Source organism: Serratia myotis, from assembly GCF_027474885.1.
Taxonomy (GTDB): Bacteria; Pseudomonadota; Gammaproteobacteria; order Enterobacterales; family Enterobacteriaceae; genus Serratia; species Serratia proteamaculans.
Map to the genome: position 1 here is coordinate 40,435 of NZ_CP099707.1, position 16,448 is coordinate 56,882.

14 protein-coding genes are annotated in these 16,448 nt (G+C 57.1%); 8 read left to right on the forward strand and 6 right to left on the reverse strand.

Going from position 1 to position 16,448, the window contains the following annotated elements; genetic code table 11:
* Nucleotides 1-71 precede the first annotated feature (71 nt).
* Both glyQ and glyS read left to right on the forward strand, forming a co-directional pair.
* The gene (gene glyQ / locus NHG65_RS00185) at nucleotides 72-986 is read left to right on the forward strand and encodes a glycine--tRNA ligase subunit alpha (protein ID WP_012004542.1); all 915 of its coding nucleotides are present in this window, start codon (nucleotides 72-74) and stop codon (nucleotides 984-986) included.
* 9 nt (nucleotides 987-995) lie between these two features.
* On the forward strand, nucleotides 996-3,065 hold the full coding sequence (glyS, locus tag NHG65_RS00190; protein ID WP_207978704.1) for a glycine--tRNA ligase subunit beta: 2,070 nt from the start codon (nucleotides 996-998) through the stop codon (nucleotides 3,063-3,065).
* Between the two features lie 38 nt (nucleotides 3,066-3,103).
* Here glyS and NHG65_RS00195 read toward each other — a convergent pair whose 3' ends face one another.
* Entirely contained in the window at nucleotides 3,104-4,150 is a 1,047-nt protein-coding gene (locus tag NHG65_RS00195) for a Fic family protein (RefSeq protein ID WP_260329072.1), read from the reverse strand.
* Nucleotides 4,151-4,346: 196 nt separating this feature from the next.
* Between NHG65_RS00195 and NHG65_RS00200 the strand changes: the two genes are divergently transcribed.
* From NHG65_RS00200 to NHG65_RS00215, 4 genes are all read left to right on the forward strand, one after another.
* Nucleotides 4,347-5,066, forward strand: coding sequence for a DUF3053 domain-containing protein (locus NHG65_RS00200; protein ID WP_099062268.1), 720 nt, complete (start codon nucleotides 4,347-4,349; stop codon nucleotides 5,064-5,066).
* Between the two features lie 554 nt (nucleotides 5,067-5,620).
* A complete protein-coding gene (locus NHG65_RS00205; protein WP_099062267.1) occupies nucleotides 5,621-7,540 on the forward strand; it encodes a PTS mannitol transporter subunit IICBA in 1,920 nt (639 codons plus the stop codon).
* A gap of 58 nt (nucleotides 7,541-7,598) precedes the next feature.
* Nucleotides 7,599-8,750, forward strand: coding sequence for a mannitol-1-phosphate 5-dehydrogenase (locus NHG65_RS00210; RefSeq protein WP_099062266.1), 1,152 nt, complete (start codon nucleotides 7,599-7,601; stop codon nucleotides 8,748-8,750).
* 94 nt (nucleotides 8,751-8,844) lie between these two features.
* Entirely contained in the window at nucleotides 8,845-9,396 is a 552-nt protein-coding gene (locus tag NHG65_RS00215) for an MltR family transcriptional regulator (protein ID WP_221344842.1), read from the forward strand.
* On the opposite strand, the gene NHG65_RS00220 is transcribed toward NHG65_RS00215, so the two are convergent.
* Nucleotides 9,393-10,001, reverse strand: coding sequence for a LysE family translocator (locus tag NHG65_RS00220; RefSeq protein WP_219015054.1), 609 nt, complete (start codon nucleotides 9,999-10,001; stop codon nucleotides 9,393-9,395). The two genes, NHG65_RS00215 and NHG65_RS00220, sit on opposite strands and share 4 nt — an antisense overlap.
* A gap of 138 nt (nucleotides 10,002-10,139) precedes the next feature.
* On the opposite strand from NHG65_RS00220, the gene NHG65_RS00225 reads away from it, so the two are divergent.
* Nucleotides 10,140-11,606: an aminotransferase-like domain-containing protein gene (locus NHG65_RS00225; RefSeq protein ID WP_085115204.1), complete on the forward strand. Its 1,467-nt coding sequence runs from the start codon at nucleotides 10,140-10,142 to the stop codon at nucleotides 11,604-11,606.
* Nucleotides 11,607-11,678: 72 nt separating this feature from the next.
* Nucleotides 11,679-12,041 carry a YibL family ribosome-associated protein gene (locus NHG65_RS00230; protein WP_099062263.1) on the forward strand — a complete coding sequence of 121 codons (363 nt, stop codon included), beginning with the start codon at nucleotides 11,679-11,681 and terminating at the stop codon, nucleotides 12,039-12,041.
* Between the two features lie 31 nt (nucleotides 12,042-12,072).
* On the opposite strand, the gene NHG65_RS00235 is transcribed toward NHG65_RS00230, so the two are convergent.
* The 4 genes from NHG65_RS00235 to sodA form a co-directional block, all read right to left on the reverse strand.
* Nucleotides 12,073-12,852, reverse strand: a complete 780-nt coding sequence (locus NHG65_RS00235; RefSeq protein ID WP_499182818.1) for a class I SAM-dependent methyltransferase — start codon at nucleotides 12,850-12,852, stop codon at nucleotides 12,073-12,075.
* Nucleotides 12,853-12,966: 114 nt separating this feature from the next.
* Nucleotides 12,967-13,638 (reverse strand): 6-hydroxyaminopurine reductase, encoded by a 672-nt coding sequence (gene yiiM, locus NHG65_RS00240; RefSeq protein WP_499182819.1) that lies wholly within the window; start codon nucleotides 13,636-13,638, stop codon nucleotides 12,967-12,969.
* A gap of 94 nt (nucleotides 13,639-13,732) precedes the next feature.
* Complete coding sequence (locus tag NHG65_RS00245) at nucleotides 13,733-15,661, reverse strand: methyl-accepting chemotaxis protein (protein ID WP_499182820.1); 1,929 nt, start codon at nucleotides 15,659-15,661, stop codon at nucleotides 13,733-13,735.
* A 124-nt stretch (nucleotides 15,662-15,785) separates the two neighbouring features.
* The gene (gene sodA, locus NHG65_RS00250) at nucleotides 15,786-16,406 is read right to left on the reverse strand and encodes a superoxide dismutase [Mn] (protein ID WP_037421110.1); all 621 of its coding nucleotides are present in this window, start codon (nucleotides 16,404-16,406) and stop codon (nucleotides 15,786-15,788) included.
* Between the last annotated feature and the right edge of the window lie 42 nt (nucleotides 16,407-16,448).

Sequence of the window (16,448 nt, forward strand, 5' to 3'; positions counted from 1 at the left end):
GTATATCTTACGGTCAACGGGTATACTGGCGCATCCCATTTAAATCCACTTGTATCGCGTGCGAATTCAACATGCAAAAGTTTGATACCAAGACCTTTCAGGGCCTGATCCTGACACTGCAGGACTATTGGGCGCGCCAGGGCTGCACCATCGTTCAACCATTGGACATGGAAGTCGGCGCGGGAACCTCACACCCGATGACGTGCCTGCGCGCACTGGGCCCGGAGCCTATGGCTACCGCCTACGTGCAGCCATCCCGCCGTCCGACCGACGGCCGCTACGGTGAAAACCCGAACCGCCTGCAACATTACTATCAGTTCCAGGTGGTGATTAAGCCGTCACCGGACAACATTCAGGAACTGTACCTGGGCTCGTTGAAAGAGCTGGGTCTGGATCCGACCATTCACGACATCCGTTTCGTAGAAGATAACTGGGAAAACCCGACGCTTGGCGCCTGGGGCCTGGGCTGGGAAGTGTGGCTGAACGGCATGGAAGTGACGCAGTTCACTTACTTCCAGCAGGTTGGCGGCATGGAGTGCAAACCGGTAACCGGCGAGATCACCTACGGTCTGGAACGTCTGGCGATGTATATCCAGGGCGTGGACAGCGTCTACGATCTGGTGTGGAGCGACGGCCCGCTGGGTGTGACCACCTATGGTGACGTGTTCCACCAGAACGAAGTGGAGCAGTCTACTTACAACTTCGAATACGCCGATGTGGACTTCCTGTTCTCCTGCTTTGAGCAGTACGAGAAAGAAGCCCAGTCGCTGCTGGCGCTGGAAAAACCACTGCCGCTGCCGGCTTACGAACGTATTCTGAAGGCCGGCCACACCTTCAACCTGTTGGATGCGCGCAAGGCGATCTCGGTGACCGAGCGTCAGCGTTATATTCTGCGTATCCGCACGCTGACCAAAGCCGTTGCCGAGGCCTACTACGCTTCTCGCGAAGCGCTGGGCTTCCCAATGTGCAAAAAGAACAAGAGCTAAGAGGCAGCCATGACTCAACAGACTTTCCTGGTGGAAATCGGCACGGAAGAGCTGCCGCCGAAGGCTCTTCGTTCACTGGCAGAAGCTTTTGCCGCGAATTTTACCGCCGAGCTGGATAGCGCCAACCTAGAGCACGGCGAAGTGAGCTGGTTTGCCGCTCCACGCCGTCTGGCGCTGAAAGTGGCTAATCTGAGCGCTGCACAGGCCGATCGCGAAGTCGAAAAACGCGGTCCGGCCATTGCCCAGGCGTTTGACGCCGAAGGCAAGCCAAGCAAAGCGGCCGAAGGTTGGGCACGCGGTTGTGGTATTACCGTCGATCAGGCCGAACGTCTGGCGACCGACAAAGGTGAATGGCTGCTGTATCGCGCCCACGTTAAAGGCCAGTCCGCGCAAGCGCTGCTGGCGGGCATGGTCAGCAATTCACTGGCCAAGCTGCCGATCCCGAAACTGATGCGCTGGGGCGATTCCGAGGTGCAGTTCGTGCGTCCGGTGCACACCGTGACGATGCTGCTGGGTGCAGAACTGATCCCGGGCACCGTGCTGGGCATCGATTCTGCCCGCACTGTTCGCGGCCACCGTTTCATGGGTGAAGCCGAGTTCACTATCGACAATGCCGACCAATATCCGCAGATCCTGCTGGAGCGCGGCAAGGTGATCGCCGATTACGAAACCCGTAAGGCGATGATCAAGCGTGACGCCGAGCTGGCTGCTTCGACCCTTGGTGGCAAGGCCGATCTGAGCGAAAGCCTGCTGGAAGAAGTGGCCTCGCTGGTCGAGTGGCCGGTGGTGTTGACCGCCAAATTCGAAGAAAAATTCCTGGCGGTGCCGGCGGAAGCGCTGGTGTACACCATGAAGGGCGATCAGAAGTATTTCCCGGTGTATGACGCCGCGGGCAAACTGATGCCGAACTTTATCTTTGTGGCCAATATCGAATCCAAAGATCCGCAGCAAATTATCTCCGGTAACGAGAAGGTGGTGCGCCCGCGTCTGGCCGATGCCGAGTTCTTCTTCAACACCGACCGCAAAAAACGTCTGGAAGATAACCTGCCGCGTCTGGAAACCGTGCTGTTCCAACAGCAACTGGGTACCCTGCGCGACAAGACCGATCGTATTCAGACGCTGGCGGGCTGGGTTGCCGGCCAGATTGGCGCCGATGTTAACCACGCCACCCGTGCGGGCCTGCTGTCGAAGTGTGATCTGATGACCAACATGGTCTTCGAATTCACCGACACCCAGGGCGTGATGGGCATGCACTATGCGCGTCACGACGGCGAAGCGGAAGACGTTGCCGTTGCACTGAATGAGCAGTACCAGCCGCGCTTTGCCGGTGATGCGCTGCCAGAGTCGCTGGTGGCCTGTTCGCTGGCGATCGCCGACAAGATGGACACCCTGGCCGGTATTTTCGGCATTGGGCAACATCCGAAAGGCGACAAGGACCCGTTCGCACTGCGCCGTGCTGCACTGGGCGTGCTGCGTATTATCGTTGAGAAAAACCTGTCGCTGGATCTGCAGACCCTGACCGAAGAGGCCGTGCGCCTGTACGGCAGCAAGCTGACCAACGCCAAGGTGGTCGACGAGGTGGTCGAGTTTATGCTGGGTCGCTTCCGCGCCTGGTATCAGGAAGAAGGCCATGCCGTTGACACCATTCAGGCGGTGTTGGCACGTCGTCCGACCAAACCGGCAGACTTTGACGCTCGCGTTAAAGCCGTGACCCACTTCCGTACGTTGGAAGCGGCAGCAGCGCTGGCTGCGGCCAACAAACGCGTTTCCAATATCCTGGCCAAATCTACCGATACGCTGAATGACCGAGTGCATGCCTCGGTATTGAAAGAAGCGGCTGAGATCCAATTGGCGACCCACCTGGTGGTGTTGCGCGATAAGCTGGAGCCGTATTTTGCGGCAGGCAACTATCAGGATGCGCTGGTGGAACTGGCTGACCTGCGTGAGCCGGTTGATGCGTTCTTCGACAACGTCATGGTGATGGCAGAAGACGAAGCGGTGCGTGTGAACCGTCTGACGCTGCTGAGCAAGCTGCGTGAGCTGTTCCTGCAGGTAGCGGATATCTCCGTGCTGCAATAAGCGGTTCTGCTGTGAAAAGGCGCCTTAGGGTGCCTTTTTTATTGCTGTTTCCGCAGCGCGTCGCCCTTGAGGGTTAGCCGATATTTCTGCAGACGGCTGTTGGGTTTCTCCGGCAGTGTCATTTCAATCAGCTGTGCGTTCAACGCCGGGCGCAAATAGCGCTCCCGAAAAGATTTTCTATCCTGTAACTGAAGTGCGTATTGAATTTCTTCGCGTGACATCTCCCGCTTCAATATCACCAGTAGCTCGGCGACTTGGGGGGTGACTTGGGGGGTGACTTGGGGGGTGAGACTTTTTTCCAGCGCTCGCAAGATCATGTCCAGCATAAACTCGACAAAGGGAGCGCAGTCGCTCCGTTGGTTACTGGTATTCAGCGCCTGGTAATAACCGGGCTGATTGTCATGTACCAGGCTTTCAACCGGGACGTTGGCAAACAAGGGGTCCCAACGTGACAGGATTAGCGTTTGCCACAGTCTGCCCATTCGTCCGTTACCGTCGGCGAAAGGGTGAATAAACTCGAACTCGTAATGGAATACGCAACTGCCGATCAACGGTGGCAGATCGGTCTCTTCTAGCCAGGCCAGCAGTTGGCGAACTAACAGCGAGACCCGTTCTGCCGGCGGCGCCATATGAATGACAGTTTTGCCATTCATGACCCCGACCCCACCATGGCGATAATGCCCGGCATCAGGCAGCAGACCTTCCATCAACATACGGTGTGCAGCGAGTAAATCCTCCTCCTGCACGGGACGCCAGTTGCTCAGATTGCCATAGCAACGAATGGCGTTAAGCGCTTCCTGAATATCGCGAGGCGGGGCAATGATACGTTTGCCCTCGATGATGGCGGTGATCTGCTCTTCACTCAAGGTATTGCCCTCGATAGCCAGAGAGCCCTGAATAGTGCGGATGCGGTTGATGCGGCGCAGCCGTAGGGCATGCTCTTGCTCGGCCTGCATTTTTAAGTGCGCAAGCCGGGCACCGACATCGGTTACCAGATGCAGAATGCGTGAGCTTATGGTCAACGGTGGCTGATAGGATGGCATGCGCAGCTTGGCCCGGTGATAAATGATACAAAAGTGTATCATGCCCCTGAGCCGGTACAGTAGCCCCTTGCCAGGGAGCATAACGCCTTGCATGTGGGCCTTTCACCGAAGAATAAGCCCCGAAAGGTGAATCGCGTATCGTATCGCACTCAGTTGATCTATTCTTATAGGCGCAGGGAGTGCAGAAAAAGGGACGGAGTCCGATGAAAAAGCAGGTTTATAACAGGAGTTATGTCACATGGCGGTAGGGATCCAGAGCAGAAATTTCGCGCGTTGGTTGGCCCCGGTATTGGCATTGTTGGTGGTCATGCAATTGACTGCTTGCGGCGATAAAGAGCCGGAACAACGCAAGGCGTTCATTGATTACATACAGAATACGGTGATGCGCAGCGGCGCGAAAATCCCGACGCTGAGCGAAGATCAGAAACAGAAGTTCGGCAACTATGCCGGTGATTACGCCATTTTGGTCGGTTTTTCACAGCAGTTGTCCAAATCACTGGATGCCAGCCTGACGCCGGCGTTGGATCAAATTAACCAGATCCGCACCGCGCAGGACTACATGAGCAAGCGTGATATGCTGCAACAGTCCGTGGGGGCGCTGAACCTGCTGGGGCAGCAGATCCAGTCAGCCAAGTCACAGGCGGATACCGCCCGGGCCGCACTGAAGCAACCTGACGACCTGAAAGCGGTGTATAACCAGGCCTATGACAAGATTGTCACCGGGCCGGCCAATGCGCTGATGCCGGTTATTCCTACTACCGCCAGTTTCGTTCAGGATCTGGTGCAGGTTGGGGATTTCCTGCGTACTCAGGGTAATCAGGTGAGTTTTAACAATAACGGCGTGCAGTTCCGTACCTCCCAGCAGGCAACGCAGTACAACACCATGATGTCGAATCTGGTGGCCAAGCAGCAGGATTTACTGAACGCACAGAAAACCGTTTCAAGCGTCACCCAGTAATAGTGTAAACGCAGAAGCCGGCATAACGGCTTCTGCCATTTTCCTCCTGCCATTGCTTTCCCTTCCAGTCTTTCCAGCAACTTGCTCACTTCCTGACCGACGCTTCTGTACTACACTTCAATTAATCATCGTTTTCCAATATGTAGTTTTCTTTCATTCATCGCACCGCTATTTCCCGACGGGATGAATGCTCACAGGGAAGAACGTCCCCCAAACCAGGATTCGGTAGCCACCGATAAATAAATTGTGACCAACATCACAATTTAAAAACAAACACGCAATATCAAAATGTGATGTATATCTCATTTTTATCGGTTTTCAGGGCGAATTCAGACCATTGTCTTTTTTTTACACCGAGTAAGTGTGACGCATATCACTATAACCACCCTGCCAATGGGGTGTTGTTGGTGATCTGCGTCACAAATGTTCGGAAGGTTCGCCGGGCAAAAAACAGCGTGATAGAGTCCATTTAGTAGACAGCACCAACACAGCTGGACCGTTACAACAATAATCACGCGCTCTATTGTCAGCGCGTAACAATAGGGGTGTGTTTTATGTTTTCACCAGACATCAAAGTCAAAGTTCAAAACTTTGGCCGCTTCTTAAGCAACATGGTGATGCCCAACATTGGCGCATTTATCGCCTGGGGTATCATCACCGCGTTATTCATTCCTACCGGCTGGCTGCCGAACGAAACCTTAGCCAAACTGGTTGGCCCAATGATTACCTACCTGCTGCCGTTGCTGATCGGCTTTACCGGTGGCCGGTTGGTGGGTGGCGATCGCGGTGGCGTGGTCGGTGCCATCACTACCATGGGTGTGATTGTCGGTGCGGACATGCCGATGTTCCTCGGCGCGATGATTGCCGGTCCGTTGGGCGGCTGGGCGATCAAGCATTTTGACCGCTGGGTAGACGGCAAGATCAAAAGCGGTTTTGAGATGTTGGTGAACAACTTCTCCGCCGGCATTATCGGTATGTTGCTGGCCATTCTGTCGTTTATGGCCATTGGGCCGCTGGTAGAAGGGTTGTCGCATATCCTGGCTACCGGTGTAAATATCATGGTGACCAACAACCTGTTGCCACTGGCGTCGATCTTCGTGGAGCCGGCGAAAATCCTGTTCCTGAACAACGCCATTAACCACGGCATCTTCTCACCGCTGGGCATCCAGCAGGCGACAGAAACCGGTAAGTCCATCTTCTTCCTGATTGAAGCCAACCCAGGTCCGGGTATGGGCGTGCTGATGGCCTACATGTTCTTTGGTCGCGGCAGTGCCAAGCAGTCTGCGGGCGGTGCGGCGATCATCCACTTCTTCGGTGGTATCCACGAAATCTACTTCCCGTACGTACTGATGAACCCACGCCTGCTGCTGGCGGTGATCCTGGGCGGTATGACCGGCGTATTCACCCTGACCCTGTTGAATGGCGGTCTGGTTTCTCCGGCTTCTCCTGGCTCGATTCTGGCGGTGTTGGCGATGACGCCGAAGGGCGCTTATTTTGCCAACCTGGCGGCCATCGGTGCGGCATTTGTGGTGTCATTTGTGGTCGCCAGTTTCTTGCTGAAAACCTCAAAAGTGAAAGAAGAGGACGACCTGGAAGAGGCGACTCGCCGCATGCAAGAAATGAAATCGCAGTCTAAAGGCGGTGCAGCGGCTCATGCCGCCGTGGATGGTGACCTGACCACGGTACGTAAAATCATCGTTGCCTGCGATGCCGGTATGGGCTCCAGTGCGATGGGGGCCGGTGTGCTGCGCAAGAAAGTGGCAGATGCCGGGCTGAAAAACATCTCGGTGACCAACAGCGCGATCAACAGCCTGCCGGACGATGTGGATCTGGTGATCACTCACCGTGACCTGACCGAGCGCGCGATGCGCCATGCGCCACAGGCTCAGCATATCTCGCTGACCAACTTCCTCGACAGCAAGCTGTATAACGATCTGACCGAGCGCCTGGTGGCAGCCAACAAAACCACCGATAACCAACAGAAAGTCATTAGCACGCTGGACGACAGCTTTGAAGCGAGCGAGCAAAACCTGTTCCGACTGAGCGAAAGTAACGTGTTCCTTAACCTGCAGGCCAGCGACAAAGAGCAGGCGATCCGCTTCGCCGGTGAGCAACTGGTCAAAGGTGGCTACGTTGAACCGGAATACGTCCCGGCGATGCTGGAGCGCGAAAAACTTACCTCCACCTATCTGGGCGAGTCGATCGCCGTGCCGCACGGCACCATCGAAGCCAAAGATCGGGTGTTGCGCACCGGCGTGGTGTTCTGCCAATACCCGCAGGGCGTGCGTTTTGGTGATGAAGAGGATGAGGTGGCTCGGTTGGTCATCGGCATCGCGGCTCGCAATAACGAACATATCCAGGTGATCACCAGCCTGACCAACGCGTTGGATGACGATGGTGTCATCGAGCGGCTGGCGAATACCACCAGTGTGCAGGAAGTGTTGGATCTGCTGGGTGGCAAAAAAGTCGGATAACAGAATCATTTTAAGGGGTGCAGCTTGCTGCACCCTTCGACATTAGAAAGGTAGGAATATGAAAGCATTACATTTTGGTGCGGGAAATATTGGGCGTGGTTTTATCGGCAAGCTGCTGGCAGACGCGCAGGCCGAACTGACCTTTGCCGATGTTAACCAGACGGTGCTGGACCTGCTGAACAGCCGTAAAAGCTATCAGGTCCACGTGGTCGGCGAGCAGGCCCGGGTCGAGCAGGTTAACAACGTCAGCGCGGTGAACAGCGGCAGTGAAGAGGCTGTCGCTCTGATCGCCGAAGCGGATATCGTGACCACCGCCGTGGGCCCGCAGATCCTGGCTAAAATTGCCGGGACTATCGCCAAAGGGCTGATCAAACGTCATCAGCAGGGCAACAGCCAACCGCTAAACATCATCGCCTGCGAGAACATGGTGCGTGGCACCAGCCAGTTAAAACAGCACGTGTTCGATGTCTTGCCGCAGGATGAGCAGGCATGGGTCGAACAGCATGTCGGCTTTGTCGACTCGGCGGTTGACCGTATTGTGCCGCCGGCCGAAGCAGGCAGCAGCGATCCACTGGAAGTGACGGTAGAAACCTTCAGCGAGTGGATTGTCGATCAGACCCAGTTCAAGGGCCAGCCACCGGCGATCGCCGGCATGGAGCTGACCGATAACCTGATGGCGTTTGTTGAGCGCAAGCTGTTCACGCTCAATACCGGCCATGCGATTACCGCCTATTTGGGCCAACAGGCCGGGCTACTGACCATTCGCGATGCCATTCTCGACCCGGCGATCCGCCGCGTGGTGAAAGGTGCGATGGAAGAAAGCGGTGCGGTGCTGATCAAACGCTACGGTTTTGATGCCGCCAGGCACGCCGCTTATATCGACAAAATCCTCAGCCGCTTTGAGAACCCGTATCTGCATGACGACGTTGAGCGTGTGGGCCGTCAGCCGCTGCGTAAGCTGAGCGCCGGCGATCGTCTGATCAAACCGTTGCTCGGCACGCTGGAATACGGTCTGCCGCATGCCAACCTGATCCAGGGGATTGCTGCTGCCATGAGTTACCGCAGCGAGCAGGATCCGCAGGCCAAAGAGCTGGTGGAGCTGCTGGCCAAACTGGGGCCAAAAGCGGCGCTGGCGCAAATTTCCGGCCTGCCGGCGGAAAGTGAGGTTGTAGAACAGGCTGTTGCTGTGTATAACGCCATGCAAAAGTAGATTCGGCATGATGAATCTTCGGGCGCAGCCCGTTGCGCCCCTACACCCCGACTTCGGCATTGACGGCGCCACCCAGGCCATTCGAAAAGCGACGATGGAAGAAGCACAGGCATTTGAAAATCAGGTTCTGGAACGACTGAACGCAGGCAAGACGGTGCGCAGTTTTCTGATCGCGGCAGTAGAGCTGCTGGCGGAAGCGCTCAACGTATTGGTGGTGCAGGTGTTCCGCAAGGACGACTATGCGGTGAAGTATGCCGTCGAACCCCTATTGTCCGGTGCCGGGCCATTGGGTGAACTGTCGGTGCGCCTGAAGCTGATGTATGGGCTGGGGGTGATTTCGCGTCACGAGTACGAAGATGCCGAACTGCTGATGGCGATGCGCGAAGAACTGAACCACGATGGGGAGGAATACCGCTTTGTCGATGATGAAATTCTCGGGCCGTTTGGCGAACTGCATTGCGTGGCCGCACTGCCACCGGTGCCCACCTTCCTGCAACCTGGAGAGGCGGACGAATCGCTGATCGCCATGCAGCGTCAGCGATATCAGCAGGTATTGCGTTCGACTATGGTGCTGTCGGTCACCGATCTGATTGCCGGCATCGGTGCCAAGCAACCGTCCCGGCTTTCCCCGCTCGGCCGCAATTAAGCAAAGGCCGCGCGCCACTCGTCGAATAACAGCCACAGAGCCGTGGCTGCCATCAACCCCGCCATGACGCCATTAAACACCCGCAGTTTCCAGGTCACGCGCAGCGCATCACGCAGGCGATCGCCCAATATCGCCCATACCAGTACGCAAGGAATGTTCAGGGCGGTGAAACCGGCAATGATCATCAGCGTATGGCTGAGGCTGGCCCCTTCGCGTGGGGTGAACAGAATGGCCACGTTAATTGCCATCAGCCAGGCTTTGGGATTCACCGCCTGAAACAAAGCGCCGTGGATTAAGCGCATCGGCTGTGCCTGTTGTTTACCGTCCGGCGATGCCGCCCTGAACAATTTCCATGACAGCCACAGCAGGTAGGTACAGCCGATCACCGCCAGCGGAAAGCGAATCATACCGACTGAACTCAGGATCAGGGCCAGCAGGGTGGTGGTCAGAGCCAGTTGTACCGCACAGCCGACGCTAATGCCAAACACCATTGGCAGGGTGCGACGCAGACCAAAATTAACCCCGGACGATGCCAGCAGCAGGTTGTTGGGACCAGGGGTAATCGACATGACGGTGACATAACTGATAAAGGCGGAGTCCAGCATAAGGGTTCCTTAAAAGGCCGAGGAGCAAGGGAACCAGCATAAAACCTACGGGCAGATGGTGACAGAACCAAAAACCCGCTATTGTCATGGATACAGTTGTATCAAATTCGAACTGTACCCATTGCCTGGAGACAAACTGTGACCCTGCTCGATGAAATGCCGGAAACGCGTTATCAGCAACTGGCGGATACGCTGGCGGAAGCCATACGCCGCGGCACGCTGCTGCCCGGCAGCCGTTTACCTTCGGTGCGCCGCTGCGCGCAGACCCATAGCGTCAGTATCAATACCGTGGTGGCGGCTTACCGCACGCTGGAAGATCGCGGGTTGATAGAAGCACGGCCACAGTCTGGCTTCTATGTGTGCAATACCTTACCGGCGCTGAAAGCCGCCTCACCGACCAGCAGCCGGATAGAGCCACCGGCGGATGACGTACTGGCGTTGATCGACACGGTGTTCGCCGCCCAGCAGAATTCGGCGTTCACCAACCTTTCGCTGGCCTGCCCGCAGACCTCTGATTTCTATCCCGGCGGCAAGTTGGGGCGAATGCTTTCCTCGCAGTTACGCCGTCAGCCGAATCTGATTGGCCAGTACGCGTTGCCGCCCGGCAGCCTGCGGCTGCGCCAGCAGATCACCCGGCGTTCGATGACGTTGGGCATGCTGCTGGAGCCCGGCGATATCACACTGACTCACGGCTGCATGGAGGCGCTGCAACTGGCGCTGCGTGTAACCACCAGGCCGGGCGACTGCGTCGGACTGGAGTCACCGACCTATTTTTATCTGCTGCCGCTGCTGGCCAGCCTGGGGTTGAAGGCGCTGGAAATCCCTACCGATCCGCAGCACGGGTTGTCGCTGGATGCGCTGGAGCTGTTGCTGAACGAGAAGCGGCTGAATGCGGTGATCGCCATGCCGACGGTGCAAAACCCGTTGGGCTGCACCATGCCGTTGGCGGCCAAAAAACGTCTGGCGCGGCTGATGAACGATCATCAGGTGCCATTGATTGAAGACGGGCTGTACGCAGAGCTGCAGTTCGGCGGTGCGCTGACCCCGGCGGTGAAAGCTTTCGATCGCGACGGCTGGGTGCTGTTCTGCTCCAGCTTTACCAAGACGCTGGCGCCGGACTTTCGCATCGGTTGGATCAGCGGCGGCCGCTTTAACGAGGCATTGCGCAAGCTGAAGGCGGTATCGTCGATGTCGGAATCGCAGTTGCTGTCGGAAACGCTGGCGATGTTCCTGGAAACCGGCGGCTACGATCATCATCTGCGCAACCTGCGAAAACGCTATGCTGCCCAGGTGGATGAAGCACGGGCGCTGATTGCACGCCATTTTCCACGCGGTACCCGGGCGACTCAGCCGGCGGGCGGTTTTGTGTTTTGGGTGGAGTTCCCGGCCGGGGTCGACAGCGTGGCGCTGTTCCACCAGATGCTGGAGGAACAAATATGCCTGACGCCGGGCACGCTGTATTCCCCCAGCGGCCGCTATCGCAACGCATTGCGGCTCTCCTGCTGTTATCCGTTTAATGCGCGTTACAGCCAGGCGCTGGCGCGTGTCGGTGCCAAAGCCTGCGAGATGAGTGGCTTGCCGCCGGGCATTGCGCAAGACGAGTAACCACGCGCGCATTTTGCTACAATGTGGTCATCATTGATTAGCGTGCCGTACAGGCACAACAGGCCAGAAACCATGAAAGAGATAGAAAAGGCAGAGATCAAGCGCCTTAGCGACCTGCTGGACGCACTGAAGCACAAAGATACCCTGGTAATCCAACAGGGCAATCTTGACCTGATCGCTCAGCACACCAAAGAAAAAGAGAAGATGGCAGCAGAAATCGAGCGCCTGAAAGGTGTGCGCGTTGAGAAGCTGAGCGCCGAAGCGCAAAAGCTGAGCCAACTGCCGTTTAGCCGTGAAATCACCAAGAAAGAACAGGCGGACATGGGCACGTTGAAGAAAAACGTGCGCGGCCTGATCGTGGTGCACCCGATGACCGCACTGGGTCGTGAAATGGGCCTGAAAGTGGTCACCGGTTACGCCAAGAAAGCCTTCTGATTGCCGGGGCGCCCTCTGTGGCGCCCGGTTTTTATAGCTTGGTGGTGAAATACGCCTTGGTTTGATAGGGCACGGTCACGCTGTCCTTGCCCTGCAATTCCCCTTCCTCTGCCACCAACTGCCGAATCTGTTCGATCACCTGTTCCTGCTGCTGTGGCGGTAAGGCGGCGATAAAGCTGGTGGAGCGCACCCGGTTAAAAATCACATCCTCAACCGCACCCTGATGGCCGAGCATAAACACCTGTTCCTGCAGCGGTTCTAATCCTTTGGACGGAAAAAGTTTACGCCATTCACCGGTGTAAAAACGCGGCGCGTCGCCTTCGTGGCGGTCGACAATCTGATTGAGCTTACGCACCCAACTCACACGCGCATCGCGCATGTTCCAAACCAGGCCAAGCTTGCCGCCGGGCTTAAGGATGCGCTGGATTTCGGCCAAAGCCTGTGGCGTGGCAAACCAATGGAAGGACTGCGCGCAAACCACCGCGTCGACCGACTCATCCGGCAGCGGGATCGACTCCGCGGTACCGGCCAGGGTTTTTACCTGCGGCAGTGCGGCCGACAGCTTTTCCAGCATCTGTGCCACCGGTTCAACGGCGATCACCTGCGCACCGGTTTCCAGCAGGCGCGGGGTGAACTTGCCGGTACCGGCACCGAGATCGATCACCGTCATACCGGCGTGCAGGCCGATGGTGTCGCGCAGCCAGGTAGCTATCTCCGGCGGATAATCCGGACGCCCTTTAACGTAACGATCGGCATTAGCCTGGTAGCCTTCGGCTGCGGCATGGTGAATCGAATGAGACGGGGTGTTCATAACTTTGCTCCTGCCTGAATAAGGTTGCCGGAACGACCGACGCTGAACAGTATAGGCCGGTGAAAATGTTTAGCGCTGTAGGCTGCGCCAGGTTTTATTTTCAACCGGTCTATTTTAGCGGCCGAGCAAACGGCGATTAAAGTCTTCAAGATGGCCTTCGCTGATGCGCATCAGCATGGTTTTGCTCCAGCTGGCGGACAGCCCGGCCACCGCCAGCAGGCGGCGATACTGTTCTTCATCAAACGGCATATGCCAGGCGATACCGATGGCTTCGGCAACCGAGACATCGCTGTTGCGTGTCACCAGCTCCAGCGGATGATCGCCGCTGACTTTACCGGCAGACACTACGCGGTACAGCCAACCACAGCGGCCGCTTTGCTGCATCAGCACCGAGATGTCATCGATATCAAAATGGTAGTTGAGCTTAAAGCACGGAGAGCGGGGCTGGGTGACCTGGATCAGCGCTTCGCCCCAGCGGAAGATATCACCCATAAACACGTTGTGTTCGGTCAGCCCCAGGGTAGAGATATTCTCGCCGAAGGCCGGTGCGCAGAACTGTTCTGCCTGCGCCGGAAATTGCTCGCGCCAGTGGTGGTAATGTTCTCGGGGATAGTGACACAGCGCGCGGTCTGGCCCGCCGTGATAACTTTTTTCCGCCTGTTCGTCGCCTTCCAGGCCGAGTGGGGTCAGCTTGACGGCTCCGTCCACCAGACGTTTGGCAATGCCGCTGGGCCGCCCGCCTTCGTAGGGTTGGATAGTGCCGATGTAAACCTCTGGGTGATGCATATGCGCCTCCATGTCTCGCGTCGAAGGTCCAGCATAGCCTGAGTTGGCAGGGAGGAACAATAACCCGCCCGAGAGGTTTCGGGCGGGGGAAGCATCAGAAGGTGGTCCAGTTGTCTTGCGCGGCGGCATGGGTGGCCTGGGGTTTGCCGACCGGTGTTTTGATGGCGGCGCTTTTCACTGTGGCAGGGGCCTGATGCTCTGCCAGTCGGAACACCGAGACGCTCTGCAACAGCATTTCCGCCTGTTCTTCCAGCGAGTCGGCGGCGGCGGCGGATTGTTCCACCAGCGCGGCGTTCTGCTGGGTGGTGTGATCCATTTCGACAATCGCCTGACCAATTTGGGCGATGCCGCGTGTCTGTTCGTCGGAGGCGGCAGCAATCTCCGCCATGATGTCTCGCACATGGGTGACCGACAGAACGATTTGCTCCATGGTATTACCGGTGTTTTCCACCAGGCTGGTGCCGGTCTGCACCCGGCTGACCGATTCGGTAATCAACCCTTCGATCTCTTTGGCTGCCTGGGCGCTGCGTTGTGCCAGGTTACGCACCTCGCTGGCCACCACTGAGAAGCCGCGCCCTTGCTCTCCGGCGCGCGCGGCTTCTACGGCCGCATTGAGCGCCAGAATATTGGTTTGGAAGGCAATGCCGTTGATCAGGGTAGTAATTTCGGCAATCCGCTGCGAACTGCTGGAAATGTCGCGCATGGTGTTGACCACGCTCGCCACCAGCTTGCCGCCCTGCTGGGCCGTCTGAGAAGCATCGGTGGCCAGCTGATTGGCATGGTGGGCGTTTTCGGCGTTCTGCTTCACCGTGGCGGTCAGTTGTTCCATACTGGCGGCGGTTTCTTCTACCGCGGCGGCCTGCTGTTCGGTGCGTGAGGACAAATCGGTGTTACCGGCGGCAATCTCTGCGGCGGCGGTGGACACCTGGCTGACCCCCATCTGGATTTTTTCAATCATATCGCGCAGGTTCTGGCTCATCGCTGCCACGGCGTTTAACAACTGACCCAGTTCGTCGCGACGGGTGCTGGTCTGCGCCTGACGCAGATCGCCGCTGGCGATGCGTTCCGCCAGCGCCAGCGTACTTTGCAGCGGCCGGGTGATCTGCAGCGTGATGCGCCAGGCCACCAGCAACCCGGCAATAATGGCGATCAGTGTGGTGATGCCCATCTGCAACTGCGCAGAATTGATGTCGTTATGGGTTTGCGTCAGTTCGTCCTGCATAAAGGCGTTAACCAGCGTGCCCACTTCCTGTGCGCTGTTGCCCAGCCGTTGGCTGATCGCTTGTTCCTGCTGATAGGCCGGCAGGTAGGCTTCAATGCGGTTTTTGTAGTCGTCGAGCGCGGTCAGCAAGGGCTGCAACAGAGGGCGCTGGGCGTCGTTGAGTCGCCGACTGAGCGCGTTGGCCGCGCTGCGTGCATCGTCAATCGCTGCCACCAGCGGGGCTTCAGATTCCGCGCTCAGGCTCAGTAACAGGCCACGGGCCCCGTAGCGCACCAGAGTCAGCTTCTGGTTCAACTGAATAAAGGCCAGTTGCAGATCAGCGTTGGTGATTTGGCGCTCCACCTGGTTCAGGCTGTCCTGCACTTCCGACATGTTCCAGCTTTGACGTACCGCGTCTTTCGCCGCCACCGCTTGCTCGAAGGCGTTTTGCTGCTGCTGGTATTGGCCGATCAGCCCAACCAAACGCTGCAGGTCTTTCCGGCTCTGGGGATCCCAGTTCAGTTCCTGGCCCTGGTTGATCAGCTTCACCGCGTTTTCGATATTGGTGCGGTTGTTTTTCAGGTATTCCGGTTTGTAGGTTTGGCCGAACAGTGCACGGTTGTATTTGGCCTGATTGATCTCGTCGTTCAGCCGGTTGCTGAAGTCGATGCGATCGGCGCGGGATTCGATGATACGCAGATACTGTGCGCCGGTTCCGGCGATGATTGCCGTCAGCAACAGCATCAGACCAAATCCAAGGCCGAGCTTTTTACCCACGGTGAGATGAACGAATTTTCCTGCCAATGTTTGCAATGCCGCCATAGTGATTTTCCTTTCCGGGCGAACGTCAATTGAACAAACTATCGGCAAAGGAAGGTCAAACTTTAGCGAATTTTGGGCAAAAAAATGCCCGCATTAAGCGGGCATCTTCATAGCCGGGGACGAATTACTTCTTCGCCGCGAAGCGTGCTGCTGCTTCGTCCCAGTTAACCACGTTCCAGAAGGCCTTGATGTAGTCTGGACGTTTGTTCTGATATTTCAGGTAGTAAGCGTGTTCCCACACGTCCAGGCCCACGATTGGGAAGCCTGAAGCGCCGGCAACGGCTTCGCCCATCAGCGGGCTGTCCTGGTTAGCGGTAGAGACCACAGCCAGTTTGTCGCCTTTCAGCACCAGCCAGGCCCAACCTGAACCGAAGCGGGTCGCTGCGGCTTTCTCGAATTCTTCCTGGAATTTCTCAACGCTGCCGAAATCACGTTCGATAGCGGCTTTCAGATCGCCACCCAGGGTGGTGCCGATTTTCAGACCTTTCCAGAACAGGCTGTGGTTAGCGTGGCCGCCGGCGTTGTTACGCATGAAGGTGCGCTTGTCAGCAGGCACTTTATCCAGATCCTGGATCAGTTCTTCAACGCTGTATTGAGCCAGCTCTGGGTAGGCTTCCAGCACGGTGTTGGCGTTGTTAACGTAAGTCTGGTGATGTTTGGTGTGATGGATTTCCATCGTCTGCTTGTCGAAATGCGGTTCCAGTGCGTCGTAGGCGTACGGCAGGGATGGCAGTGAATAACTCATGATCATCATCTCCAATGGTATAGGGGCGGCGCAATATGTGAG

Coding starts and splice junctions, on each gene's coding strand:
- NHG65_RS00215 (WP_221344842.1), top strand. CDS start 8,845: ATGGAAGAAGCACAGGCATTTGAAAATCAGGTTCTGGAACGACTGAAC.
- NHG65_RS00230 (WP_099062263.1), top strand. CDS start 11,679: ATGAAAGAGATAGAAAAGGCAGAGATCAAGCGCCTTAGCGACCTGCTG.
- NHG65_RS00245 (WP_499182820.1), bottom strand. CDS start 15,661: ATGGCGGCATTGCAAACATTGGCAGGAAAATTCGTTCATCTCACCGTG.
- NHG65_RS00210 (WP_099062266.1), top strand. CDS start 7,599: ATGAAAGCATTACATTTTGGTGCGGGAAATATTGGGCGTGGTTTTATC.
- glyQ (WP_012004542.1), top strand. CDS start 72: ATGCAAAAGTTTGATACCAAGACCTTTCAGGGCCTGATCCTGACACTG.
- yiiM (WP_499182819.1), bottom strand. CDS start 13,638: ATGCATCACCCAGAGGTTTACATCGGCACTATCCAACCCTACGAAGGC.
- glyS (WP_207978704.1), top strand. CDS start 996: ATGACTCAACAGACTTTCCTGGTGGAAATCGGCACGGAAGAGCTGCCG.
- NHG65_RS00200 (WP_099062268.1), top strand. CDS start 4,347: ATGGCGGTAGGGATCCAGAGCAGAAATTTCGCGCGTTGGTTGGCCCCG.
- NHG65_RS00195 (WP_260329072.1), bottom strand. CDS start 4,150: ATGATACACTTTTGTATCATTTATCACCGGGCCAAGCTGCGCATGCCA.
- NHG65_RS00205 (WP_099062267.1), top strand. CDS start 5,621: ATGTTTTCACCAGACATCAAAGTCAAAGTTCAAAACTTTGGCCGCTTC.
- NHG65_RS00235 (WP_499182818.1), bottom strand. CDS start 12,852: ATGAACACCCCGTCTCATTCGATTCACCATGCCGCAGCCGAAGGCTAC.
- sodA (WP_037421110.1), bottom strand. CDS start 16,406: ATGAGTTATTCACTGCCATCCCTGCCGTACGCCTACGACGCACTGGAA.
- NHG65_RS00220 (WP_219015054.1), bottom strand. CDS start 10,001: ATGCTGGACTCCGCCTTTATCAGTTATGTCACCGTCATGTCGATTACC.